Genomic DNA, 25338 nt, shown 5'->3' with positions numbered 1-25338 from the left:
TTAGTTACCTTTAGGCTCAAGCACGTTTTTCATAATTGCTTTTATTTTGCTTGCTGGTGCGTATAACGCGTCTACATTGTTTTTGTAGTGAGACGTAAAGGCGCTTTGCGTGTTTAAATCGCCAAATAAGCTTGTTAGCGATAAAAATGCAAGGTTATCAGTCGTCGTTTTAGCAGCAGCTTCATGAAGCTCGCTTTGCATTGCATCAATGACTTCAAGCGTATTGCCTTGCTCATCTTCCCCTTTGTCGCTATAAAAACACCATGCAGCAATAACGAGTGTAGCTAGTGATACATCTCGCCCTTGCGCTAGGTTTTCGTTAATAGTGGCAATTAAAAACTTAGGTAGTTTAGCTGCACTCTCCGAACAAATACGCGATAAGCTGTCTTTAATATTAGGGTTTGCAAAACGCTCAATAAGTGTGTCTTTGTAGATTTCAAGATCAATGCCTTCTAATTGCTCTAGGTTAGGCGTTACTTCTTTATCCATAAACGCACGTAAGTACTTTGCAAATAAGGGATCTGATACTGTTTCGTCAATTGTGCCATAGCCATGTACAGATCCCAGTAAACCCAGTACTGAGTGGCCTGCATTTAATAAGCGAATTTTCATGGTTTCAAAAGGGGTTACATCTTTTACAAATTGAGCACCAGCGTTATCCCAATTTGGCCGCCCGTCACAAAATGAATCTTCAATTACCCATTGTGTAAACGATTCACACGTTATTGGCCATTCATCGCTAACACCGTAAGCATCAACAACGTATTCAATATCACTTTGTTTAGATACTGGCGTAATTCGGTCTACCATAGCATTGGGAAACATTACATTAGCAGCAATCCATTCACTTAATGCTGCATCTTGCTCTGCGGCAAAAGCGAGTAACATTTTGCGCGTTACATTGCCATTATGTTGAATGTTATCGCAAGACTGTACTGTAAACGCATTAAGGCCTTGTTCTTTACGTAGCTTCAACGCAGCTGCTATATATCCAAATGCAGTAATAGGATCGTTTGGATTATTAATGTCATTAATTATGTCTGGGTTTGCATAATCAAACTCACCCGTTACTGGGTTAAAGTTGTATCCGCCTTCAGTAATAGTTAAAGACACAATTTTAGTATCAGGGTGTGCGAGCTTATTAATAACAGCTTGTTTGTTTTCAGGCGCAAACAAAAAATCAATCATAGAACCTATAACGGTATTGTCTATTGTCCCATTTGGGTGTCTTACCGTTAATGTGTAAAGGTAGTCTTGCTGCTTTAATACATCGCGAAGTACACGATTTGCTTCAAGCAAGCCTACACCACAAATACCCCATTGCTCAGAACCTGGCGTTTTTAATAACTCATTAATATACATGGCTTGGTGAGCACGGTGAAAACCGCCAACGCCAATGTGAACTATACCTGCTTTTACTTTTCTGCGGTCGTAGCTAGGGGTGTCTACATGGCTTGGCATATATGCCAAGCTTTGTTGGTTTAGCCCTTTAACAAGGGCATTAGTGTGATGTTGTGTCATGGTGCGGCCTTACTAAAACAAAAATTAAAAAACGTGTAAATTACAATGCAGCATTGAGCGCTTTATGGCGTTTTAATGACCAATAAGCGGTAACAAAATAGATAACCGTACAGATGAAACACGCTATCTCAAACTGCAATTTGTTTGCGCTATATATGCTCATTGTGTCGCTAAAAAACATGACTTGGCTTGCAAATATACAAATAATGACAAGTGAAATAGTCGAAACCGCATTAAGCACTTTAGTAAACATGGAACCATCAACTACAGGTTTTGGAATGTCTTTCGCCTGCGCTGCTTGATACGCTTTAATATCACGTTGCTCTTGTTCCTCGGCAGCTATATGTTGTTTGTAGTCTTCACCAGCGCCATACTTTTTCGCTAACAGCGTGTAAACAACAATGGTAAAAAACCAGGTAGGTATAAATAAGTAATAAAACGACATAACATCTAGCGCATTTAAACCAAAGCCAAACACTAACGCTAACGCCCAAGACGCAATGGCCGGCACACTTCGAGTTCTGTTTTTGTATTTAGCCCAGTAGCGCGTTAAGCCAATTTTAGGAAATAATACATGCTCGGCAAATACAATCGCCCCAACAGGCACAACCAATAAGCCAGCGTAAGTAAGTAAAGGTAGCATTTGAGAAAATACGAACGGGAAACATGCAATAACTACGGTCACAATCCCTACAATAGCGGTTGTGCGCTCACGAGAGTGGTTTACAAAAATAGATTGCGCCGCAAGCCCCGCACGATAAAGGTTTGCGTTAGCAGTAGTCCAACCGGCAATAATTACAATAACAAACCCAGTCCAACCTAATGCGTGGTAAGCCACATCGCCCGGATCGAGTGATGAAATAGTTGTTTTAAGTAATACCGCAACACCTGCACCCATAATACCGGCAGAGAACCACGCTAAGTAATGACCAAAAAACATGCCTACGCCCGAGAACAAACCATAGCTTTTGCGCTTGGCGAATCTAAAAATCGCCATATCAATTAAACCAAAGTGAGTAATAGAGTTAGCAGCCCACGCAAAACCAATTACCTCTAGTGGCCAATTCCCTGCTCCCCTTCTGCATTCGTACCTGTCCATATGGATGAGTCGCCAATGGTCATAAAGTCACTAAAGCTGGTTAAAGTGGTTGACCCAATTACATGATTTGAAAGTTCAGGGAAAAGTGCAAACGAGCCCGCTATAAAAATAACAAATAGCCAAGGTGCACAAATTTTAGAAAAGTCAGCTACAGTAGAAAAACCATACATAGCCACAAATACAACAATAGAGCCAACGGCTAAAACAATACCCACAAACGCTAAACTATTTGGGTACCAATCTAACTGTGCGGGAATATCAAATAAAAATCGAACCGCAGTGGACGATACCGTAATCATCGCCGCCGATATAACACTAAAAATAATGACGTTAGCCTAGTTATAGAGCTTAGTCATTGAGTTACCAGCAATTTTGTTCAAATAATTATATAAACTTAAACGCGTCTCTACTGCAATTGGCGCTGTAATTAGCCACCAAGAACACATTGCTAATAAATTACCAATTAATAGACCTAGTAAAATGTCGATGGTTGATGCACCCAGTGCAACAAATGTTGCACCAATAACAAACTCAGTGGCTGCAACATGCTCACCCGCGTATAATCCGGCAAAATGCTTCCAACCATGAAGCTTATTATTAGCAACGGGAAGTTGCTCTTCGTTCACATCTTTAAATGTGTGTGTGTGTGGACTCGTTGCCATGGTACTTCCTATTGTTTTAACACGATAATAATCACAAAAACGTGCATTTAGTTGTGTGTGCGGCTAAGCACACAACCTCGAAAATTCTTAAACAACGTCATTCATGTCAGTGTGGGACTAAATCAACGCTGTTTTTATATTTTTAGGGTTGGATACATTTCATAAAACGCTTTCCAAGCTGTTAAATGAGCAACCTCGGGGTATGCCTTGTGAACAAAATTAACAGCTCCTTGCATATGCCCTCCACCGCTGTAATGAAGTACTTGCATGTTTGCGGCAAGCGCCGCACTCACGCCCGCTATAGAGTCTTCTATTACCAAGCAATGGGCTGGGTTAACCCCCATTTTTTTAGCGGCGTGTAAAAATAAATCCGGCGCAGGTTTGCCATTTTTTACTTCACTTGAAGTAAACACCTCATCAAAATAATGACTCAATTTAACGACGCTTAATGCCTTTTCTGTTCGTGCAGGGCTACTACTAGTTGCTATACAGCTAGGTGTAGCTAAATTAGCCAATACCTCTTTAATGCCATTTGTGGGCATTAGGGCTGTTTCAAACTCATGTAAAAGTGCATTTCTATAATCAGCTTCAAATCGCTCTGGCAATTCAACATTAAAAGCATCAGCTATCTTTTGAGTAACCGCTTTAAAATTGCACCCTAAAAAATGTTCTTGTACATAAGCACGGTCAATAAACACCGCTTTATCAACAAGCATATCGATGAGCACTTGCGCACTTAAAACTTCGCTGTCAATTACAACGCCATCACAGTCAAAAATAACCAATTCAATTTTAGGGTTCATTTTTTTACCTTATTGCATTTAGTTTTATGCAAACACAACCTTGAGCATAAACCCATATAGTGAGCATATTCTCTTTATTATTATGATATGTCAACACGGTGTGAACTTAAAAACTCGCTACATAGTTCAAATAATCAACACCTCAATACAAAAGCTGTTGATTTACATTAGTTTTGATTTTAGCTGTCACGACTAAAATCGCATGCCGTATTCACAGCAAGTGTATTTACTGCAGATGCCAATCTACTTTTGTGATTATTACAATCTAAACAATCAATTTTACCGAAATAAATTTAACCCATACACTCGTTAACAGTTAAACAGCCAGCAACACTGCCGGCACTTTTAAATAATGAGGTCGACAATGAAAACTCAAATAAACACAACAAAAACTAAATTAACTTTAAGCGCATTAGCCCTTGCAGTGGCATTACCTGCAAGTGCGGTTACCACTCTTACAAAGGACAACGGCGCAGCTGTTGGCGATAATCAAAACTCAATGACCGCCAGTGAGCGCGGCAGTGTATTGCTTGAAGACGTACACCTAATTCAAAAGCTGCAACGTTTTGCACGCGAGCGTATCCCTGAACGTGTAGTGCATGCGCGAGGAACTGGCGCACACGGCGTGTTTGTAGCCTCAAAAGAACTAGACGATTTAACAATTGCGGCGCCATTTGCAGAAGCAGGTAAAGAAACAGACGTATTTGTTCGTTTTTCATCAGTAATTCACTCAAAAGGTAGCCCTGAAACGCTGCGTGATCCTCGTGGTTTTGCTACAAAATTTTACACAGACCAAGGTAATTGGGATTTAGTAGGTAACAACTTACCTGTGTTCTTTATCCGTGACGCGATTAAATTCCCAGATATGGTTCACTCGTTAAAGCCATCTCCGGTAGATAACATTCAAGATCCTAACCGCTTATTTGAGTTTTTCTCGTACGAGCCAGGTTCTACTCACATGTTAACGTGGGTATACAGCGACTACGGTACACCAGCTAGCTTACGTAAAATGGATGGTTGGGGCGTACATGCATATAAAATGATTAATAAATCAGGCGATGTTAAATATGTTAAGTTTCATTGGGTGAGCCAACAAGGTATCGACAACCTAGATTCAAAAGAAGTAGCCGAAGTACAAGGAAAAGATTTTCAACACTTAACACGCGACCTGTACACCGAAATTGGTAAAGGCAACTTCCCTAAGTGGGACCTATACATTAAAACACTTGACCCATCGCAGTTAGACGACTTTGATTACAACCCATTAGATGCAACAAAAATGTGGTTAGACGTTAAAGAAACAAAAGTGGGTACAATGACCTTAAACCGTATGCCAACTAACTTCTTTCAATCTACAGAACAAGTTGCAATGGCACCGGCAAATGTAATCCCGGGTATTGAGCCATCTGAAGACAGACTATTACAAGGGCGTGTGTTTTCATACTCAGATACACAAATGTACCGCTTAGGTGCTAACCACCAACAATTGCCAATTAACCGCGCAAAAGTTGATGTGGTTAACTACAACCAAGACGGCGCAATGAACTACGGTAATACAACAAGTAATGTGAACTACCAACCAAGTCACGAAAACGTTGCAGAAAACCCAATTGCACGCAGAAGTAACACTGAACTTAAAGGTTTTGTACAACAAGCCGCGATTAAAAAGCAGCAAAACTTCGCACAAGCTGGCGTACTTTACCGTGGCTTTAGTAAGCAAGAGCGCACTAACTTAGTTGACAACTTAGCTGGCGATTTAGGCAAAGTGAAAGACAGCAAAGTAAAGCACAAAATGCTCAGCTACTTCTACAAAGCCGACAGCGAGTACGGTACACGTTTAACTAAAGCCGTAAATGGCGATATTAAAATGGTTAAACAATTAGCCGCTAAACTTTAATAATTTTACCCAACCAAGAGGAAGGATCGACTCTCCTTCCTCTTTTTTTAAAAGGTAAACCGTATGCGTAAATTCCTTATTATATTTACTTTAGTAATGAGCTTTATAAGCCTTGGTAATGAACAACAAAATACTGTGAATGAGCCAACAACCGCACAAGCACAATACGACAGCTTACTTGCATATTACTTTGCTGCCGCACGTACTGACGACACCGCCGTAATAACGCAGTTTGTTGATGCTGGCATTCCTATTAATAGTTACAACAACAAAGGTTACACCGCGCTAATGATTGCCACTTATCACGGTAATAAAAGCACGGTTAACACGCTTTTACAGTTAGGCGCTAATGCCTGCCTTGAAGATAAGCGTGGCAATACGGCCCTAATGGCCGCTATATTTAGAGGCGAATTTAGCATTGCTAAAACACTTGTCAGCCTTGATTGCGATAACGCCCATCAAAACAAAGCCGGCCAAACAGCAGAGCAATTTGCACAAACTTTTGGTCAACAAAAAGTACTCGACTTACTAGCGCAGGTGAATAGTGACGCAAAATAGCTTGTTTTTGATTTTTTGCCATTAGGACATGAACACGGGAAAAATAGTATTATTGCCTCTACTGGTCTAACCAGCTATTCTTTTCACCTGTGTACTTTATATGGAAAATAATAACTCTAATGGCCACACCACACTTTGATCACATCACTATTACCTGCAATAACAGGCAAACATTAAGCGCGCATGTATTTAAACCAGAAGGCACCATAAAAGGCGCAGTAATGATTGCACCTGCAACGGGGATTAAGCAGCAGTTTTATGCAAACTTTGCTACTTACTTGCAGCAAAATGGATTTGCCGTTATTACGTTTGACAACAGCGGGATAGGCCAATCACTTAAAGGCAGCATTAAAAATAGTAAAGCGAATTTGCAATCGTGGGGCGAGCAGGATATGCCCGCAGTGCTAGAACAACTTCAAAAAACATTTCCGAATACCCACTACCATTTGATAGGTCACAGTGCCGGCGGGCAGCTAGTAGGTTTAATGCACAATGCCACTCAACTCAGCTCACTGTTTAACTTTGCGTGTTCGTCGGGCAAGTTAACCAATATGCGCTTGGCGTATCAGGTTAAAGCACACTTTTTTATGAATGGGGTTATTCCGGTGAGTAATGCACTATTTGGCCATACTAAATCACAATGGTTTGGTATGGGCGAGCCTTTACCTATAGGCGTAGCTAAACAGTGGCAAAAATGGTGTAACGCACAAGGGTATGTTAAATCAGCATTTGGCAATACAGTATTTCAACATTTTTATAATGAACTAGTCATGCCTTCGCTTTGGATTAATGCCAGCGATGATGATATAGCAAATAACGATAATGTTGCTGATATGCTTTCTGTTTTTCCAAAACTTAACGCACAAACGCTACATTTAACGCCCAGTGAATATAACCTGAAAGATATTGGCCACATGAAGTTTTTTAGTAAAAGGTCTGCCGCTTTATGGCCTTTAGCACTAGACTGGCTAAACAAACATAGTATTTAACACCATGGTGTGTTTAGCTCCCTATACGCTAAACACACACCTGCTAACTCCATCTAACCTCTGTATACCTAAGCATATTTACGTGCTGTTAAATTTAAAGCCACTTTAGTAATTGACCTTTCGGTCAGTAAAGCTACAATCAATCAACACGTTAAACACGCACAATCAATAATGACTACACAAATAAAACCAAATAAAAAAGAAGTCACTCGGGAAAAAAACCAACTGCTTATATTAAATGCCGCCGAGCAATTATTTTCTCTTAATGGGTATGACGGCGCAAGCATGAGCATGGTTGCAAAAGAGGCTAACGTTCCAAAAGCTAACATACTGTATTACTTTAAAAGCAAAGATGGCCTTTACGAAGCGGTAATAGACAGAATAATAGCAAATTGGAACTTAGGCCTTGATAACGTCACCGCTGAAGACGACCCCGCAGCAGTGCTTTATAACTACATAAAAAGTAAAGTAATACTTGCCGTAAACCAACCTCTTCAATCTCGTTTATTTGCCAATGAAATTTTGCGTGGCGCCCCCTATTTACAAAACTACTTTAGAACAAATACACGGCCTTGGGTTAAACAAAAAATTGATGTGTTTCAATCCTGGATGGACGCAAAAAAAATAGACCAAGTGGATCCCCATCACCTTTTATTTACTATTTGGTCAACAACACAATACTACGCAGACTTTCAAGCAGAAGTACTGCTAGTTATGAATAAATTAGAATATGACGAAACCGACGTGGCACAAATAACACAATCAATTGCCCACATAATTTTAAAAGGTATTGGCTTAAAAATACCCGCCCCAAACGAGGCCTAACACATGGAAAACTTTACAACCCCTGACCTATTCGACGATCACCGCAACTCGGTTCAAGTAGCAGATAGTGGCTTGCGCCACTTTGGTAAAAAAACCACCTTTAGTGGCCAAGCAGTAACGGTAACCTGCCCAGAAGACAACTCGCTTGCCGCCGATGTTCTCCATCAAGATGGTAAAGGGAAAGTGTTAGTAATTGATGGGTTTGCTAGCAAACGTTTTGCTTTTATTGGCGACATTATGGCCGAACGCGCGCTACAAAATGGCTGGGAAGGTGTTGTAATAAATGGTTGTTGCCGCGATATAGAAATACTTGCAACAATGGATTTACCTGTAATGGCAATTGGTTCAACCCCTCGTAGCACACTTAAGCGCGGTTTTGGCGATCAAGACCAAGTTATTAATATGCTGGGTACCGCAATAGCACCAAACGATTGGCTGTATGGCGACGTTAATGGCCTAATAATTAGTAAAGCCCCCCTTATTTAATAAATTAGTGTAAATAATAACAACCAGTTTGGTGCAACAATGCACCAAGTTGGTTTGTTTTGCGCTTAAAAACACCCGCTTTAAAACTTCAAAATTATAAATCCCTCTCTGCAACGCCCAAAAACCTGACCAATCGGACAAGAATTTATTTTTGGCATTTGTTTTGCTTATACTAAGTTCGCTAAAACCACAACCACCGATGCAAAGTACAATTAGTGCTCAGTTAATAAAAATAAGATGTTACGTAGAGAGCTGAAAAAAATAACAACACTATTCTCTTTTACTCAATTTAAAATTAGTAAATAACCATTTGGTCAGTTTTATGTAGATGGGTTACAAAATGAACACGCAATTAAAAAATAAAAACACAGGTATATTTTGTGACCATGGACCCAGTAATTGGCAATCAAGTCAAACGGGCATACTAAGCAATAAGCGCCTAGCCGTAAAAGATGTATTTGCCGTTAAAAAGCAAACAAACAGTGCAGGTAATCCCTGCTGGTTTAAAACACATCCACCAGCCCAGCGAACAGCAAGTAGTGTTAACAAATTAATGGATGCAGGCTGTATTTTTAAAGGTTTTACCCATACCGACGAGCTTGCCTATAGCTTAGAAGGTAATAATACTCACTATGGCGCAGCACAAAACCCCAAAATAAAAGGGCATGCATGCGGTGGTTCTAGTATGGGATCAGCCGCCGCAGTAGCCGGCAATTTAGCTGACATCGGGTTGGGCACCGATACCGGAGGCTCTATTAGAATACCCGCAAGTTATTGCGGTTTATTTGGTATTAGGCCAAGCCATAACGTAATTGAAAAAGACGGCCTAATCCCGCTAGCACCGCCTTTTGATACTATTGGTTGGCTTACCCAAAGCGCAGAACTATTAGAAAAAGTAGGCAATGTACTGTTACCAAACCAAGCTATTAATAGTGTAAATACCTTGGTTATTTGTGAGCCCTTATTTGAGCTAGTCAGCCCAGCTTTACAAGCACCACTTAAACAATTGCTTAAAAAAACCAAACCTTATTTTAAACACCACAAAAATTTTGAACTACCTAACATCAGCTTATTAAGCGAACTCGCTGATAGTTTTAGAATATTGCAAGGACGTGCTATTGCTAAAGTGCACAAAGATTGGCTTCAGTTGCCGGAGCACCCTCCCCAGTTTGCTCCGGCAATTGCGGCCCGTTTTAAAATGGCATTGGCACTAACCGCCCAAGAAGAAAAAGAAGCACTTAACGTTCAAACCCAATGGCAAACATTAATTGCTAAAAACCTAAATTCAACTAGCTGCTTATTTTTGCCAACAACCCCAACAACCGCACCTAAATTGGGCGCCGACACAAGCGCCTTACGCATGCAAATAATCACCTTATCGGCTATTGCGGGCTTGAGCCGCTCGGCGCAAGTTCACTTACCATTGGCTAATCTAGCAAATGGCCATCCATATGGGTTTTCACTCATGATGAGCCACAATAACGATAAAAGCTTACTTGCCTGCGCAACACAACTAGCTGCATATTTTAAACAGGAAACTCTCACATGAACGCACACAACATTGCCTTTACGGCCCCGCACTTCTCAGCGACCGAGGCAGGCACCTCAATACTAAAACAAGGCGGCACAGCCACCGAGGCTATGGTTGCAGCAGCCGCTGCTATTAGCGTGGTTTACCCACATATGAACTCAATTGGTGGCGACAGTTTTTGGCTTATTGACAACCCAAACCAAAGCACACCCACCGCAATTGATGCATGCGGACGTGCACCAAACGACATCAGCGCCTACAGCAATGAGCAACAAATACCAGATCGTGGCGGTTTAAGCGCATTGACTCAAGCGGCTACACTTCGTGGCTGGCAAAAAGCCCTTGAATTAGATGAGCACGCAGCCCTTTCGCTAAGTACTATTTTAGCCCCAGCTATCAAACTTGCCCGCGAAGGGTTTACTGTTACCAAAAGTTTGCAAGCAGGCTGTGAAAAACTCGCGACGGTTACCAGTACAAACGATGCCTTTAAAGCACTATACATCCCAAATGGCAAACCGTTAAAAGCAGGCCAACATTTTAAAAACCCAAAACTTGCCGATACCTTTGAGCATTTAGCTAAACATGGCTTAAATGCTTTTTATGAAGGCGAACTTGCCGACTCGTTTGCAGCCGACTTAGCCAAAGCTGGCAGCATTATTACCCCAAATGATATTGCCAACACGCAAGCCGATGTAGTAAGCCCGCTAAATGCTAATTTGTCGGGTATTAATTGTTATAACTTACCTGCACCTACTCAAGGCGTACATTCGCTACAAATAATCGGTATCGTTAATAAGCTAAAACACAAAGCTAACACCGAGGCCGATTGGACCCACTTAATTGTAGAAGCTACCAAGCAAAGCTTTACGCACCGCCCAACGCTTTGGGCCGACCCTAAAGCGCTTGGGGATGATTATAAAAACGCATTAACTGATGAGCGTTTAACCGAGCTTGCCAACAATATTGATATGAATACCGCCAAAAAATGGCCGTTTGATGCTCAGCCCGGCGATACAGTTTGGATGGCAGCACGCGATAAAAACGGCCAACTAGTGAGCTTTATTCAAAGTATTTACTGGGAATTTGGTAGCGGCATACTCATGAGCGAAGGCGGGTTTGTATGGAATAACCGCGGTTTAAGCTTTAGCTTAAACACTAAAGATACCAATGCACTAGCGCCAAATAAACGCCCAGCGCATACCCTTAACCCAGCTATGGCTAAGTTTGACGATGGCAGACGCCTTGCCTACGGCACTATGGGTGGTGAAGGCCAACCACAAACTCAAGCAGCTGTATTTGCCGGATACGCGTGGCGAAATAAATCAATTAACCAAGCGGTAAGCGATCCGCGCTGGTTACTGGGCCGCACATGGGGCGACACCAGCACAAATTTAAAAATAGAACACAGCCTCGCTGCCCAAATAGACAATGAATTAAATAAACGTGGCCACGACTGGGTAAGTGTCGAAGACAACAACGAAATGATGGGTCACGCGGGTGCTATTTTAGATACACCTACAACCCTTGAAGCTGCAACGGATCCTCGCTCTGATGGCCGTGCAACTGTTTCATCAACGTAGTAGGAACACACATGACAGAAATAATGAATCAATGGCCAATTATTGCGGCCTTAATAGCAACCGGTATTTTTGCCGGAATTTTAGCAGGACTTTTTGGTGTAGGCGGCGGTATTGTTATCGTACCTGTGCTGTATTTTTTACTGCAAGGTTTTGGCGTAAGCCCTGAGTCGGCCATGATGATAGCCACCGCGACATCGCTTGCCACCATAGTGCCTACGTCTATTTCGTCTATTCGCTCGCACCATGCAAAGGGCAACATTGACCTTGCTTTAATTAAATACTGGGCGCCGTTTATTTTAGTAATGGCCATTGTAGGCAGCTACTTAGCGCACTCAATACGCGGTAATGCACTGGTACTTATGTTTGCTTGTATTGCTATTTTAGTCAGCCTTAACATGTTGTTTAGAGCCGGCGCACCAGCCCTTGTAAGTAAATTACCGGGTAAATTTGGCCAAGGCGTAATGGCAAGTATTGTTGGTGGCTTATCGGTAATGATAGGCATTGGCGGCGGCACAATTGGTGTGCCCATGCTTAACGCATTTAACGTACGTGCCCATGTTGCCGTTGGCACAGCAGCTGTATTTGGCTTATTGATTGCGCTACCGGGCGTAATTACCTTATTAAGTATTGGCACCACGCCAACCGATGCTCCCCTAGGTACGTGGGGGTTAGTTAACCTCCCTGCCTTTTTACTTATTATTCCACTCACTATTTTGTTTGCGCCTATTGGCGTAAAAATTGGTAGTAAGCTGGATCAAAAACAATTAAAACGCGCCTTTGCCGTTGTATTAATGATAACGGGCATTCGCATGCTTATTCAGACAATCGGAGCCTAAAACATGTTTAGCAAAACGCAAATTCAAACTTTAAACCCGCCGCAGCGTTTACTCATGGGGCCTGGGCCAATTAACGCAGATCCACGCGTCCTGCGTGCTATGTCGGCGCAGCTAATTGGCCAATACGACCCAGTAATGACCGGTTTTATGAATGAAACCATGGCGCGTTATCGCGAAATATTTAAAACCAAAAACGAATGGACCATGTTAGTTGACGGTACATCGCGCGCAGGAATAGAAGCCGTATTGTGCTCTATTTTACGCCCTGGCGATAAAGTACTGGTGCCCATTATGGGCCGCTTTGGCCACTTGCTTGCTGAAATAGCCGAGCGCGTAGGCGCAAAGGTACACACCATAGACGTACCCTGGGGCGAAGTATTTACCCCCGAACAAATAGAAAAAGCCATTGTTGATGTAAAACCCCATGTACTTGCCATGGTGCAAGGCGATACCTCTACAACCATGAACCAGCCGCTTGAATACATTGGTGATATTTGCCAAAAGCACGATGTATTATTTTACTGTGATGCGACCGCCTCAATTGTGGGTAACGATTTACCCGCCGATGAGTGGAAACTCGACGCGCTGTCGGTTGGTTTGCAAAAATGTTTAGGTGGCCCGTCTGGTTCTGCGCCATTAACACTAAGCGATAAATGCGCTAATTGGATCCAAAAGCGTAAAAAAGTAGAAGCGGGGATCCGCACCGCGGAGCATACCGACGGCACCGAGCCATTTGTACGCTCTAACTACTTTGATTTAGGCATGATCATGAATTACTGGGGCGAAGAGCGCCTTAACCATCATACCGAAGCCACCAGCATGCTGTACTGCGCATCAGAATGTGCTCGCATAGTCATTGAAGAAGGCGTAGATAACTGCGTAGCACGCCACAAATTACACGGCGATGCCATGCTAACAGGCATTCAAGCGCTGGGGTTAAACGTATTTGGCGACTTAAACCATAAAATGAACAACGTAGTGGGTGTTTATATACCCGAGGGCATTAATGCTGACCACGTACGCGCTCAAATGCTAACCGACTTTGGTATTGAAATTGGCACCTCGTTTGGGCCGCTGCATGGCAAAATTTGGCGTATTGGCACTATGGGCTACAACGCCCGTAAAGATGCCGTATTACAAACATTAGCAAGCCTAGATGCCTGCCTGCATGCCAACGGTTACAAAGGCCCTAAAGGCGAAGCCGCTATTGCCGCCCTTTCCCATTACAAATAATAAAAAGGATTTAGCATGACGATTGCAAGCCCACTCCATGAGCCATTATTAAACAGCGAGCTGGCTAATAAATTTGCTGCACGCGCCTTAATGCGTTGTAAAACACTTAGTAGCCTATCGCAAATGCAAGGCGGCATTCACCGTGTGTATTTATCTAAAGAGCACAAAGAGTGTAATAGCGTTACTGCCACGTGGATGGCTGAGGCAGGCATGCAATCGTGGCAAGACGAAGTAGGCAATTTATGGGGGCGCTTAGCATCATCAAACCCACACGCTAAACGTTTAATTATAGGGTCGCACCTTGACACCGTACCAAATGCCGGCGCATTTGATGGTATTTTAGGGGTATTACTTGGTATTGAAATAGCCGCCCTTGCACATGAATTAGAGCTAGATCTACCGTTTCATTTAGATGTTGTTGGTTTTTGTGATGAAGAAGGCACCCGCTTTGCCACCACATTAATTGGCTCAAAAGCACTAGCAAACGAGTTTGATCCGCAGTGGTTAAATATACAAGATACAAACGGCATTACTATGCGCCAAGCCATGCTGGATTTTGGCCTAAACCCAAATGATTACGCAAAAGCTGCGCTTAACAAAAACGAATTACTCGGTTATTGGGAAACCCACATAGAGCAAGGCCCTGTGCTTGAATCGGTAAATCAGGCGCTAGGCGTAGTAACCGCTATTGCTGGCGCCAAACGCGCTATGATCACTTTAACAGGTCAAAGCGGCCACGCGGGTACAACCCCAATGAACTTGAGGCAGGATTCACTAGCAGGCTGCGCTGAATTAGTAACCGAAATTGAAAAACTAGCAAACAATGCTAAAAATGGCGAAGTTGCCACCGTAGGACAAATACAATCGCGCCCCGGTGCAACAAATGTAATTGCAGGTAAAACAACCATAAGCCTAGATGCACGTGCACAGAGCGACGCCGATCTCGCTAACTTACTAAGCGCTATACAAAGTAGCGCTCAGTCTATAGCAAGCAAACGCAATTTAACGCTTGATTGGCAATGGACGCATGCAGCCGCTGCCGTAGCGTGCGACACCACTATTCAACATTTGTTTTCAAGCGCATGTAAACTCAACAACCAAGCATCGCCTTCACTTGCCTCTGGTGCAGGGCACGATGCAATGGCAATCGCTCCAATTTGCCCCGTTGGCATGCTATTTATACGCAGCCCTGGCGGCATAAGCCATCACCCAGCAGAAGCTGTTATTGATGAAGATGTAACAAAAGCACTCAGCGTAATGTACAGCGCGCTTGTACTTTATACACAAACGTTAAAAGAATAGTGAAACTAATAAGTAATACAGGGGTTAAAATGTAAGTATTGCTCTATTTAACAATTAACCTTGTGAGGTTTTACTCGCATATCTCCAAAATGAGTTACAGCTACAGCTACAGCTAAAGCAGTAATAGTAAATACCTGCTTTTTATATTCAATTGTAATATTACTGATGTTTAAACGGCGTATTTACGTCAATTATTTAATAATGTAACTAGGTGGTAGGTTAGCAATCAGATTGCGGCTGTGTTTCCATGTATTCTTCCACAATTTCTAGCTGCCCCTTCTCCGTTCTTTTTAGAAGCATATAATAGCCTTTATCGGTATAACATTTCTTTTCAGAATATCGGTGTGCCTTGATCTTATAGCCATTCCCTTCAGGCTTTATTGCTATGTTTTTGAATGTGCTTTTGTCATTTTTCATTTTTGCCAATGGCATTACACGTTGGACAAGCACCTTCCACTGTTCACCCGTAATTTCCATTTGACGCTCCTTACCATGCGGGTAAACGCGATAGGAATGAATTTTGGCATCGTTTGCATATAAAGAAGCAACTTTCACGTCAAAATTACTACCTAACTTCGTATATTCATCAAAAAAACTTTTCGCATTTTCCGATGCATGTGAAATGCTCGATATTAAAACTGCAACAGCGAGTATAACTTTTTTCAAATGTTGGCTCCTTACTAAGATTGATGATTGCTAACGCTCGCATATAATGCGGGGAATGCTTGGCTATAATTAGCAGAGAATGAGTCTCAAAAGAGCATTTAACGCCATTTTTAATGCGCTTGATATATGCTGACTATGCCTGCTGCGGTAATTTTAATTGCTTATAAACTTTCTTACACTTACTACAGGTGATATCTAATTCGAACTTATAGTTAACGCACTGAAAAAAGAAGCCATACACTTTACTTCCAATTTTTATAAACGTCAGAACAAACGCTGTTGCCACCATAAAACTAAATTCATAAGCGCCATTTTCGTAGAGTGCTGAATCTATACACAACTCAACAAATAAAAGTGCCACAACCTTATAGTGCTTGCCAATTACCGCAATAACAAATGTAAAAAAAGCTATAAAATAAGCAAAACCTTGTGACTCTTCAGCTAAAAAAGCCAAGAAACCTATTGGAATAGATAAACAAAGGCTAAGAAAAAGAAATCCCACCATATCGATTTTTGACATCCAAAAATCAGTTTTAAAACTATTTTTTGTTTTGCACTTACTACACTTTAACAACAACTACTCCAAATAAAGGATATGACGCTTGCCGTAAACGGCACACATAATATAGCTTAATAATCCCACCTAATAACTACAATGTAAACAGGCAATTAGGGGTTATAAAAGTGACTTTTCATAAGGTACAAAAGCCGTATTGATAAGGTTATTGGGTTGGGTTGCGAATTAGAGTAAAAGTTGCGGATTATATACATTGTTTGTTTTTAATAGGGCTTTACAGCGCTGCCTTTGCAGCATTATTAATAAAGCTATAGTGGAGTATTTAATTAACCTCAAAGTTTATATTATCAAAATACGGGTTGTGAGTGAGCGCTTTAATTACACTAATGCCGGTAAGTTCTATGAGCTTTAGCTCGCCACTTGCATTTATGGCAATGCACTCTTGTTTGAGTGCATTGCGTTTTATATCAGCTGCTACACCACATACACTATCACCATTTTTTAATACAAGCTCAATATTCAGCCTGTGCATACAAGCAATTTCGATGTAATCGTAATGGTTGCAACTGATCATAAGGTTCTCTTTACATTATTTAGCTGGTTTAAATAGTATTAAAGTGGCAATAACAATTAAGTTGCCTACATACCATAAATCTTTAATTACAAATTGGCCTAATCGATCTAATAACGCGCCTGAACTTAATGCGCCGGTGGCGGTAATTAAAAATGTTTGGGTCATTAAAAAAACACTTAAACATGCTAAACCACTCACTATAATGAGCTTTTTATTGTTAATTAAAATGCCCGCACCGAGTAACACTGCAAATAATACATCAAACCCGCCAATTATGTTTGATGCGCCTTGTACGCTAAATACCGTGTATAACCACGACATAAACGGTGAGGTTTCTACTAACCCCACAATGGCTTTAGCTTCAAACTCATAAAATTTCATGCCGCCAATCCACAGTAAAACCATCGCAACCGGTATAAAGTTTAAAAAAACATGTTGTTTGTCGGTGAGCTTATTTTTATAAAACAAAAATAAATACAAAGGAATAACAGCAAAGTATTTAATAATGCCTTGCCCACTGCCAATAATTGGAAAGCCTCCTAACTGCGCCATCCAACGGTTACTGGCCAATAAAGTAAGTAAAGGCACAATGCAAACAATTAACGCTAAAACAGCTACTGGCATAGGCTTTAGTAATTTTAAATGTGCGGCTAGAGTGGCGAGTGCTAATGCAATCATAGCGGTGCCTGTGAGCAAACCTAACGTATTTACACTGAGTAAGATATCAAGTTCATAAAAGCTAAAGGTCGCTGTAAGTGTGTTTGGGTTTGCACCTAAAGCAAGCGATACACCAAGTAATGCAAAGCTGAGTGTAAGTATGAAGGTGAGTGCGTTATTTGTGTGTGTTAGGTTCATTGTGTGCTCATTAAATTTGTCATGCCTAATAAAGACCTTGTTATTTATAAAAAGCATTCAACCTAGCCAATTAAATATTCACACATCTGTAACTTAAAAAGTTATGTAAACGCACTTTTCAAAAGCAAAAAGCTCACAAAAATAAACATATCCTTTTGGTCAGGTTTATACATAAAAGCTATTTAAATTTCACCCAAAAGCTAACAAAAAAATTTAATCACCTCATATAAAAAAGAATAAAAACAAAATAAACATCTGATATAAAATATAAAAATAAATACACCCCCTTGCTTTTAATGCTTGTTAAATTAACCAAACACAAAAAAGCTAACCGATCGGTCAGATATGGCATATTAACTGCAAAGTATTAATCATAATAAAACAGCTTTTTTCTTACTTGCGCAATAACAATACGAAAAAGCAAACAACAAACCTTATTAAAAACAGGGTGTTAAAAAGCTAAGGGGGTCTGTGTGATTCAGTTTCTATTAAATGACACGCCAATTGAAGAACAAGAATGCTCGCCAAGTCTCACCATTTTGGACTGGCTTCGCACCAAAAAAGGGAAAATGGGCACCAAAGAAGGGTGTGCTACAGGCGATTGCGGCGCGTGCACAATTTTAGTTGGCGAAGAAAAACTAAACTCAAACGGTAACCCAGTTTGGCACTACCAAACTATGAACAGCTGCCTGCTTTTATTAGGCAATGCACACGCAAAACACATAGTAACCGTAGAGGCTGTAACAACGGGGCTTTACCCAGCCCTTGATGACTTACACCCAGTACAACGCGCATTAGTAGAGTGCCATGGTTCGCAATGCGGTTTTTGCACCCCAGGTATAATAATGAGTATGTTGGCGCTTTATATTAATAACCCGAGTTACCCAGGTAAAAAAGCCGCTATTCATGCTTTAGGTGGCAACTTGTGCCGTTGTACTGGCTACAGCCCTATTTTACTAGCGGTAGAAAAAGCCTACAGCTATGAGCGTAAAAATGAGCCTTACTCAGCCATGGCAGCTCAGTTTAAAGCCTCACTTAATACGCAACATGATGACGATGTTCCATTTTTAAAAAATGGCCCTTGCAAATTCTACTTGCCACAAAATGCTAAGCAGCTTGTTGAACTAAAAGCGCTTTACCCGCATGCACACTTGGTTGCTGGTGGCACCGATTTTGCCATTGAGCTTAGCCAAAACATGCTGTTGCCCGATATTATTATATCGCTTAGCCAAACCTGTGAGCTGTGCACTTTAAGCGATAACAACGGCGAGCTACATATTGGTGCAGCACTCCCTTACAGCCAGTTTGTATATACTTTTTACAATTACTACCCAGAGTCTAAAGAGCTATTTGAACGCCTAGGCTCTAACCAAGTACGTAACAGTGGCACCTTAGGTGGCAGCATAGGAAATGCCTCTCCAATTGGCGACCCAGCTCCTTTACTCATTGCACTTAATGCCACTATGGATTTATTAAGCGCAGCAGGCACACGCACTATAAACGTGGCCGACTACTTTGTTGATTACAAAAAAACAGTCATTAATAGCGATGAAGTAATTAGCAAAATTACAGTGCCAAAACGCCCAGACTCGTTAAAGCTTGCGTGTCATAAAATTTCAAAACGCTTTGAAGATGACATATCTACTGTGTGTTTAGTACTGGCTATAGAGCAAACGCAAGGCGTAATTAGCAATGCCCGCTGCGCCATGGGCGGTATGGCAGCAATACCCAAACGCGCCGCGCACATAGAGCAAAAACTTAATGCTCAGCCCTTACAAGTAAGTACGTTTATAGATGCCGCAGCCGCTATAAGTGACGACTTTTCCCCAATGAGCGATGTACGCAGCAGCGCACATTATCGCACTTCGGTAAGCAAAAACTTGCTACAGCGTATTGATATTGAGTTTTGCGGTGCACAGCCTAGTAGTAATAAAAATAATAACAACATTGCCATTACGAGGATCTCACATGCGTCACTTTGAAATGGATAAACTAAAAGCCCAAGGCGGAAGCGTTGGCCAATCTAAGTACCACGAAAGTGCAATAAAACAAGTATGTGGCAGTGCAAACTACGCCGACGATAACCCAGAGCCTCATGGCTGCTTACACGCCTACCCTGTACTTGCGCCCATTACCAGCGGCTTTATTAAATCAATTGATACAAGCAAAGCGCTTGAAGTGGCAGGTGTTAAGCGTATTTTATCGGCTGATGATGTACCCGGTAAGCTTGATATTGGCCCAATATTCCCAGGTGATGTGCTATTAACCAATCACGAAATTCAATACCACGGGCAACCTGTGCTGGTAGTCGTTGCCGACAGCTACGAAATGGCGCGCCGCGCTGCTCGCTTAGTGGTTATAGAATGCGAGCAAACCACCCCAATACTTGATATTAAAGAAGCCATAAAAAAAGAGCACTGGGTAAGGCCGCCCCATTCACTTAACCGCGGTAATAGCGAACAAGCCATAAATAAAGCAGCCCACCAACTTAAAGGTGAAATACACATAGGCGGGCAAGAACACTTTTACCTTGAGGGGCAAATAGCACTCGCTCAGCCCGACAACGACGGCGGGATTCATGTGCAATGTTCTACGCAGCATCCAACAGAAGTGCAGCACTTAGTTGCCAAAATTTTAAAAAAGCCATTTAACTTTGTTAACGTAGAAACCCGCCGTATGGGCGGTGCTTTTGGTGGTAAGGAAACCCAAGGCGCACCGTGGGCTTGCCTTGCAGCGCTTGCGGTTTATCACCTTGGCTGCGCCGTTAAAATGCGCCTAGCGCGCAGCGACGACTTTAAACTTACCGGTAAGCGTCACCCATTTTATAACCAATACCATGTAGGGTTTGACGAAAATGGCCTAATTGAAGGCGCTGATGTAACTGTAAATGGGTTTTGTGGTTATTCGCCTGACTTATCCGATGCCATTGTAGACCGTGCAATGTTTCATGCCGATAACGCGTATTACTATCCAGCTGCCACCATTAAAGGGAATCGCTGTAAAGTTAATACCGTAAGCCACACCGCGTTTAGAGGATTTGGTGGCCCGCAAGGCATGATCATGGGCGAGCTGATAATGGACGATATAGCCGCTAAATTGGGTAAAGATCCGCTTGAGATCCGAAAACTTAATTTATACAAAAAAGGCCGCGACACCACGCCGTACCATCAAACAGTAGAGCAGCATATTTTAAAAGATATGATAACCCAGCTGGAAGAGTCGGGTGATTACTGGGCGCGAAAAAAGGCGATTAAAGCCTTTAACGCATCATCCCCTATTATAAAAAAAGGCCTTGCGATGACGCCGGTTAAATACGGTATATCGTTTACCGTACAGCACTTAAACCAAGCGGGTGCGTTAGTGCATGTATATAGCGATGGATCAATTCATTTAAACCATGGCGGCACCGAAATGGGCCAAGGATTAAACACTAAAATAGCGCAAATTGTCGCCCATGGGTTTGGCGTTGATTTTGACGCAGTAAGCATAAGCGCGACCCGTACCGACAAAGTACCAAACACCTCGCCAACCGCCGCATCAAGCGGGACTGACTTAAACGGCATGGCGGCGCTAAACGCGGTAAATACTATAAAAGAGCGCTTAATTAACTTTATCAGCGAGCACTTTGAAGTAGACAGCCAAAGTATTGTATTTAAAGATAACCTTATTACCTTTAGTAAAGGCGAAATTAGCTTTAGCGAACTTGCAAACCTTGCTTACATGAATCGTATATCGCTTTCATCAACCGGTTATTACGCCACCCCTAAAATTCATTACGATAGAGCGAAAGGCGAAGGTCGGCCATTTTTTTACTACGCGCACGGCGTAGCACTGAGTGAAGTAGAAATCGATACGCTAACAGGCGAAAACACCGTAACCCGCGTGGATATACTGCACGATGTGGGCAGTTCAATAAACCCTGCACTTGATATAGGCCAAATTGAAGGGGCTTTTGTGCAAGGTATGGGCTGGCTCACCACCGAAGACTTACAATGGAATGATAAAGGCCAGCTTGCCAGCTTTGGCCCTGCTAACTATAAAATTCCTGCAATTGGCGATACCCCAGCCGAATTTAACGTCAATTTATATAACTCGGCCAACCCAGAAACCACCGTTTTTAGATCAAAAGCAGTTGGCGAGCCGCCGTTTATGTTGGCCTTTAGTGTGTGGAGTGCGATTCGTAACGCCATAAGCAGTGTGGCTGATTACAAATACACCGCCCCACTTGATACGCCTGCTACACCTGAACGTGTATTAAATGCAATTGAGCAAACCGCTAGCTGGTTTAAGGAGCAGCAACATGGCTAATTTAAATGAGTCGTTTCAGGGTTTTCATACGCAAAATTGGGCACAAGCTATAAACGAGCACGAACAAAGCGGCACTAACTATGTTATTGCGACAGTGCTTGGAACTAATGGCTCAACCCCACGGGGCACAGGCTCTAAAATGGTAATAAGCGGCGAGCATATTTACGACACCCTTGGCGGTGGTCATCTTGAATACGTAGTAATAGAAAAAGCACGTGAGCTACTTGCCAAAGGCGAGGCCGCTCAAGTGATAGAGCAATTTAACCTAGGCGCAAATTTAGGCCAATGTTGCGGCGGAGCTGCCACAGTAATGCTTGAGTGCATGCAAAGTGAGCGCTTTACGCTTGATATTTATGGCGCAGGCCATGTAGCACAAACGCTTATTGGTATATTGGCACAGCTGCCTATGCGTATACGTTGGATAGATAGCCGCGCCGATGTATTCCCACAGAACATTCCTAATAACGTAGTAAAAGTGGTTGATGAAGAGCCAACAGAGCAAGTAAAACGCGCGCCCAAAGCTAATAATTACTTAATATTAACCCATAACCACCAGCTCGATTTTGCACTCACACAAGCCATTATTAAACGCGCTGATGCCAATTGGCTTGGCGTTATTGGCTCAGATACCAAAGCAAAACGCTTTAAACAACGCTTAGCTCATCGCGATTTTACCACCGAGCAAATAAAGCAAATGACCTGCCCTGTTGGGCTTGAAAATATAACGGGCAAGCTCCCTATGGAAGTGGCTATTTCAATTAGCGGGCAATTAATTGGCCTTTATCAAGCTATGCAAACCCATCCACCCAAACGCCAAGGCCTGCAATGGCGTGCACTTAAAAATGCCTTAATTAGCACCACGCACGAGGAAGAAAACGCATGAGTAGCTTAAAAATTAACGACCTAAATACAGCTCAAGCGCATCAAGCCTTAGAGCACTGCTGCGCCGCTCCTAACTGGGTAAGCGGTATGCTAAATATCATGCCATTTGAAAATAAAGATCACCTCTTTCACAGCGCGCAAACCGTATGGGATAACCTGGGTGAGAGCGATTATTTAGCCGCTTTTGAAGGCCACCCACAAATTGGCGATTTATCAACATTAAGTAAAAAGTACGCCGCTACAGCGCAAAAAGCGGGGCACGAACAATCGGGTATGAGCAAAGCAAACGAGCAAACCCTAAAAAAAATGATTGCGCTGAATAAACAATACCTCAGTAAATTTGGCTTTATATTTATTGTGTGTGCCAGCGGTAAAAGTGCTGAGCAAATGCTTGAACTTATTGAGCAGCGTATACACAACACCCGCAGCACAGAGCTTTATATAGCCGCAGGCGAACAAGCAAAAATAACAAAAATAAGATTGGAATCCCTGATATGAATAAAAGTATGAACAAAAGCCCTATCACTACCCATATTTTAGATACCAGCACAGGTAAACCGGCTGAAAATGTAGCTGTACAATTGTTTGTATACGCTAATAACGAGTGGGAATTAATTGCCCAAGGTAACACAAATAGCGACGGGCGTATTACCGACTGGCTCAACACAGACGTAGAATTTGCAACCTATAAGTTGGTATTTGATTTAGATAGTTACTATGAAAACCAGCCTACCCCAGCGTTTTACCCAGAAGCGCAAATAACCTTTAGATTACAAGATCAAAAACATCATCATATTCCGTTATTGCTTAGCCCATTTGGCTACTCAACGTACAGAGGTAGCTAACAATGAGCACGCAAAACAATAATAAATTAACCGTAATTTGTGCCAACCTACTCGACTTTGTTGACGACCCGGCCATAGCCGGCGACACCGCCCATCGCTATTTTGAAAAAGGCGCGTTAGTTATTCAAAACGGCAAAGTCGTTAACCTTGGTTACGAGCAAGACATACTGCCAAGCTTAGATAAATCAACCACTATTATTCGCCACGATGGCAAATTGGTAATGCCCGGCATGATAGACACACACATACATTTGCCGCAAACCGAAATGGTCGGCGCGTATGGCGAGCAGCTTTTAAGCTGGCTTACCGAATATGCCTTCCCAACCGAAAAGAAGTTTGCCAGTGAAGTGTACTCAAGTGAGGTTTCAAACCGCTTTTTAGATGAGTTATTACGTAACGGCACCACCACCGCATTAGTATTTGGCACGGTGCATCCACAATCGGTTGATGCATTTTTTAACGAGTCTCAAAAACGTAATTTACGCATGATTGCCGGTAAGGTAATGATGGACCGTAATTGCCCTGACGATTTATCAGATTGTGCGCAAACCAGTTACGATCAATCAAAAGCACTCATAGAAAAATGGCACAATGTTGATAGGTTAAGCTATGCGGTAACGCCACGTTTTGCGCCTACATCAACCCCTGAGCAACTACAAAAATGCGCTCAATTATTAGAAGAATACCCCGACACTTACCTACATACGCACTTATCTGAAAACAAAGACGAGTGTGAATGGGTAAAAGGGTTATTCCCAGAGGCTGGTGACTACTTAAGTGTTTACGAGCAAGCTAAAATGGTGCGTAAACGTTCGGTATTTGCTCATAGTATTCATTTATCTGAACGTGAACTTTGCTGCCTTGCCGATAACAACGCAGCTATATCTCATTGCCCTACTTCTAACTTATTTTTAGGATCGGGCTTATTAAATTTAAAAGCCTGTGAAGAGCACGGTATTAACGTAGGTATGGGCACCGATGTTGGCGCAGGCACAAGTTTTTCTATGCTACAAACCGGTAATGAAGCGTACAAAATTCAGCAGCTTCAAGGTCAAAAATTCTCAGCTTTTAAGGGCCTATACTTAGCAACGCTTGGCGGCGCACGGGCGCTGGATTTAGAAGGCACCATAGGTAATTTTGCAATCGGTTGTGAAGCCGACTTTATAGTAATAGATTACGCAGCCACCTCGTTTTTAAAGTTCAGAATTGGCCACGCAAAAACCCTACACGAGCAACTTTTTGCCATGATGATGCTAGGCGATGATCGCTGTATTGAGCAAACCTACATTATGGGTAAAAGCGTGTATAAGCGCGATGATAAAAAACAGTTTATAGCCACCCACACACCGCAGTTAGAAGAGGCTTAACC

22 protein-coding genes and 1 pseudogene are annotated in these 25338 nt (G+C 42.2%); 16 read left to right on the top strand and 7 right to left on the bottom strand.

Translation table 11 applies throughout. The annotated features are described in order from the left end of the window. From PS1M3_RS17965 to PS1M3_RS17955, 3 genes and pseudogenes are all read right to left on the bottom strand, one after another. Positions 1–1521 (bottom strand): mannitol dehydrogenase family protein, encoded by a 1521-nt coding sequence (locus PS1M3_RS17965; protein WP_138739549.1) that lies wholly within the window; start codon positions 1519–1521, stop codon positions 1–3. A 40-nt stretch (positions 1522–1561) separates the two neighbouring features. Further along, a pseudogene (locus tag PS1M3_RS17960) lies at positions 1562–3282 on the bottom strand (cytosine permease). Between the two features lie 134 nt (positions 3283–3416). Then, the gene (locus PS1M3_RS17955; protein WP_008128555.1) at positions 3417–4085 is read right to left on the bottom strand and encodes an HAD family phosphatase; all 669 of its coding nucleotides are present in this window, start codon (positions 4083–4085) and stop codon (positions 3417–3419) included. A 364-nt stretch (positions 4086–4449) separates the two neighbouring features. Between PS1M3_RS17955 and PS1M3_RS17950 the strand changes: the two genes are divergently transcribed. The 10 genes from PS1M3_RS17950 to PS1M3_RS17905 all read left to right on the top strand — a co-directional run bounded on the left by PS1M3_RS17950 (position 4450) and on the right by PS1M3_RS17905 (position 15322). Beyond that, complete coding sequence (locus tag PS1M3_RS17950) at positions 4450–5982, top strand: catalase (protein ID WP_203987946.1); 1533 nt, start codon at positions 4450–4452, stop codon at positions 5980–5982. 96 nt (positions 5983–6078) lie between these two features. Beyond that, a complete protein-coding gene (locus tag PS1M3_RS17945; protein ID WP_371816618.1) occupies positions 6079–6540 on the top strand; it encodes an ankyrin repeat domain-containing protein in 462 nt (153 codons plus the stop codon). Between the two features lie 119 nt (positions 6541–6659). Continuing rightward, positions 6660–7529, top strand: a complete 870-nt coding sequence (locus PS1M3_RS17940; RefSeq protein ID WP_203987940.1) for an alpha/beta fold hydrolase — start codon at positions 6660–6662, stop codon at positions 7527–7529. 171 nt (positions 7530–7700) lie between these two features. Continuing rightward, entirely contained in the window at positions 7701–8354 is a 654-nt protein-coding gene (locus PS1M3_RS17935) for a TetR/AcrR family transcriptional regulator (RefSeq protein WP_006792620.1), read from the top strand. A 3-nt stretch (positions 8355–8357) separates the two neighbouring features. Then, on the top strand, positions 8358–8840 hold the full coding sequence (locus tag PS1M3_RS17930; protein ID WP_203987936.1) for a putative 4-hydroxy-4-methyl-2-oxoglutarate aldolase: 483 nt from the start codon (positions 8358–8360) through the stop codon (positions 8838–8840). A gap of 340 nt (positions 8841–9180) precedes the next feature. Next, the gene (locus PS1M3_RS17925) at positions 9181–10389 is read left to right on the top strand and encodes an amidase family protein (protein ID WP_203987933.1); all 1209 of its coding nucleotides are present in this window, start codon (positions 9181–9183) and stop codon (positions 10387–10389) included. Further along, positions 10386–11951, top strand: a complete 1566-nt coding sequence (locus PS1M3_RS17920) for a gamma-glutamyltransferase family protein (RefSeq protein WP_203987931.1) — start codon at positions 10386–10388, stop codon at positions 11949–11951. Before PS1M3_RS17925 ends, PS1M3_RS17920 begins: the two co-directional genes overlap by 4 nt. 11 nt (positions 11952–11962) lie before the next feature. Further along, the gene (locus PS1M3_RS17915; protein ID WP_138739545.1) at positions 11963–12787 is read left to right on the top strand and encodes a sulfite exporter TauE/SafE family protein; all 825 of its coding nucleotides are present in this window, start codon (positions 11963–11965) and stop codon (positions 12785–12787) included. A 3-nt stretch (positions 12788–12790) separates the two neighbouring features. Then, positions 12791–14020 carry an alanine--glyoxylate aminotransferase family protein gene (locus PS1M3_RS17910; RefSeq protein ID WP_203987929.1) on the top strand — a complete coding sequence of 410 codons (1230 nt, stop codon included), beginning with the start codon at positions 12791–12793 and terminating at the stop codon, positions 14018–14020. Positions 14021–14035: 15 nt separating this feature from the next. Further along, positions 14036–15322, top strand: a complete 1287-nt coding sequence (locus tag PS1M3_RS17905) for an allantoate amidohydrolase (protein ID WP_203987926.1) — start codon at positions 14036–14038, stop codon at positions 15320–15322. Positions 15323–15541: 219 nt separating this feature from the next. Here the strand turns inward: PS1M3_RS17905 and PS1M3_RS17900 are convergent, their stop codons facing one another. The 4 genes from PS1M3_RS17900 to PS1M3_RS17885 form a co-directional block, all read right to left on the bottom strand. Further along, on the bottom strand, positions 15542–15988 hold the full coding sequence (locus PS1M3_RS17900; protein ID WP_203987924.1) for a hypothetical protein: 447 nt from the start codon (positions 15986–15988) through the stop codon (positions 15542–15544). A 133-nt stretch (positions 15989–16121) separates the two neighbouring features. After that, a complete protein-coding gene (locus tag PS1M3_RS17895) occupies positions 16122–16508 on the bottom strand; it encodes a hypothetical protein (protein WP_239104520.1) in 387 nt (128 codons plus the stop codon). A 319-nt stretch (positions 16509–16827) separates the two neighbouring features. Next, positions 16828–17079 (bottom strand): Rho-binding antiterminator, encoded by a 252-nt coding sequence (locus PS1M3_RS17890; protein WP_033025257.1) that lies wholly within the window; start codon positions 17077–17079, stop codon positions 16828–16830. 15 nt (positions 17080–17094) lie between these two features. Further along, a complete protein-coding gene (locus tag PS1M3_RS17885) occupies positions 17095–17934 on the bottom strand; it encodes a DUF417 family protein (RefSeq protein ID WP_203987919.1) in 840 nt (279 codons plus the stop codon). A gap of 473 nt (positions 17935–18407) precedes the next feature. On the opposite strand from PS1M3_RS17885, the gene xdhA reads away from it, so the two are divergent. From xdhA to guaD, 6 genes are read left to right on the top strand one after another with little or no spacing between them, the layout of a single operon-like run. Continuing rightward, positions 18408–19916 (top strand): xanthine dehydrogenase small subunit, encoded by a 1509-nt coding sequence (gene xdhA, locus PS1M3_RS17880; protein WP_203987916.1) that lies wholly within the window; start codon positions 18408–18410, stop codon positions 19914–19916. Further along, the gene (gene xdhB, locus PS1M3_RS17875) at positions 19903–22242 is read left to right on the top strand and encodes a xanthine dehydrogenase molybdopterin binding subunit (RefSeq protein ID WP_203987912.1); all 2340 of its coding nucleotides are present in this window, start codon (positions 19903–19905) and stop codon (positions 22240–22242) included. Before xdhA ends, xdhB begins: the two co-directional genes overlap by 14 nt. After that, complete coding sequence (xdhC, locus tag PS1M3_RS17870) at positions 22235–23125, top strand: xanthine dehydrogenase accessory protein XdhC (protein WP_203987909.1); 891 nt, start codon at positions 22235–22237, stop codon at positions 23123–23125. Before xdhB ends, xdhC begins: the two co-directional genes overlap by 8 nt. After that, positions 23122–23622: a 2-oxo-4-hydroxy-4-carboxy-5-ureidoimidazoline decarboxylase gene (gene uraD, locus PS1M3_RS17865; RefSeq protein ID WP_203987907.1), complete on the top strand. Its 501-nt coding sequence runs from the start codon at positions 23122–23124 to the stop codon at positions 23620–23622. Before xdhC ends, uraD begins: the two co-directional genes overlap by 4 nt. Further along, the gene (uraH, locus tag PS1M3_RS17860; protein ID WP_239104519.1) at positions 23619–23969 is read left to right on the top strand and encodes a hydroxyisourate hydrolase; all 351 of its coding nucleotides are present in this window, start codon (positions 23619–23621) and stop codon (positions 23967–23969) included. The genes uraD and uraH overlap by 4 nt, the downstream gene beginning before the upstream one ends. Positions 23970–23971: 2 nt before the next feature. Beyond that, complete coding sequence (guaD, locus tag PS1M3_RS17855; protein ID WP_203987904.1) at positions 23972–25336, top strand: guanine deaminase; 1365 nt, start codon at positions 23972–23974, stop codon at positions 25334–25336. Positions 25337–25338 lie beyond the last annotated feature (2 nt).

This window comes from Pseudoalteromonas sp. PS1M3 (genome assembly GCF_016865405.1).
Classification (GTDB): domain Bacteria; phylum Pseudomonadota; class Gammaproteobacteria; order Enterobacterales; family Alteromonadaceae; genus Pseudoalteromonas; species Pseudoalteromonas marina.
The sequence above is the reverse complement of the archived record's forward strand: the minus strand, read 5'-3'. Positions and strand labels throughout refer to the sequence as shown.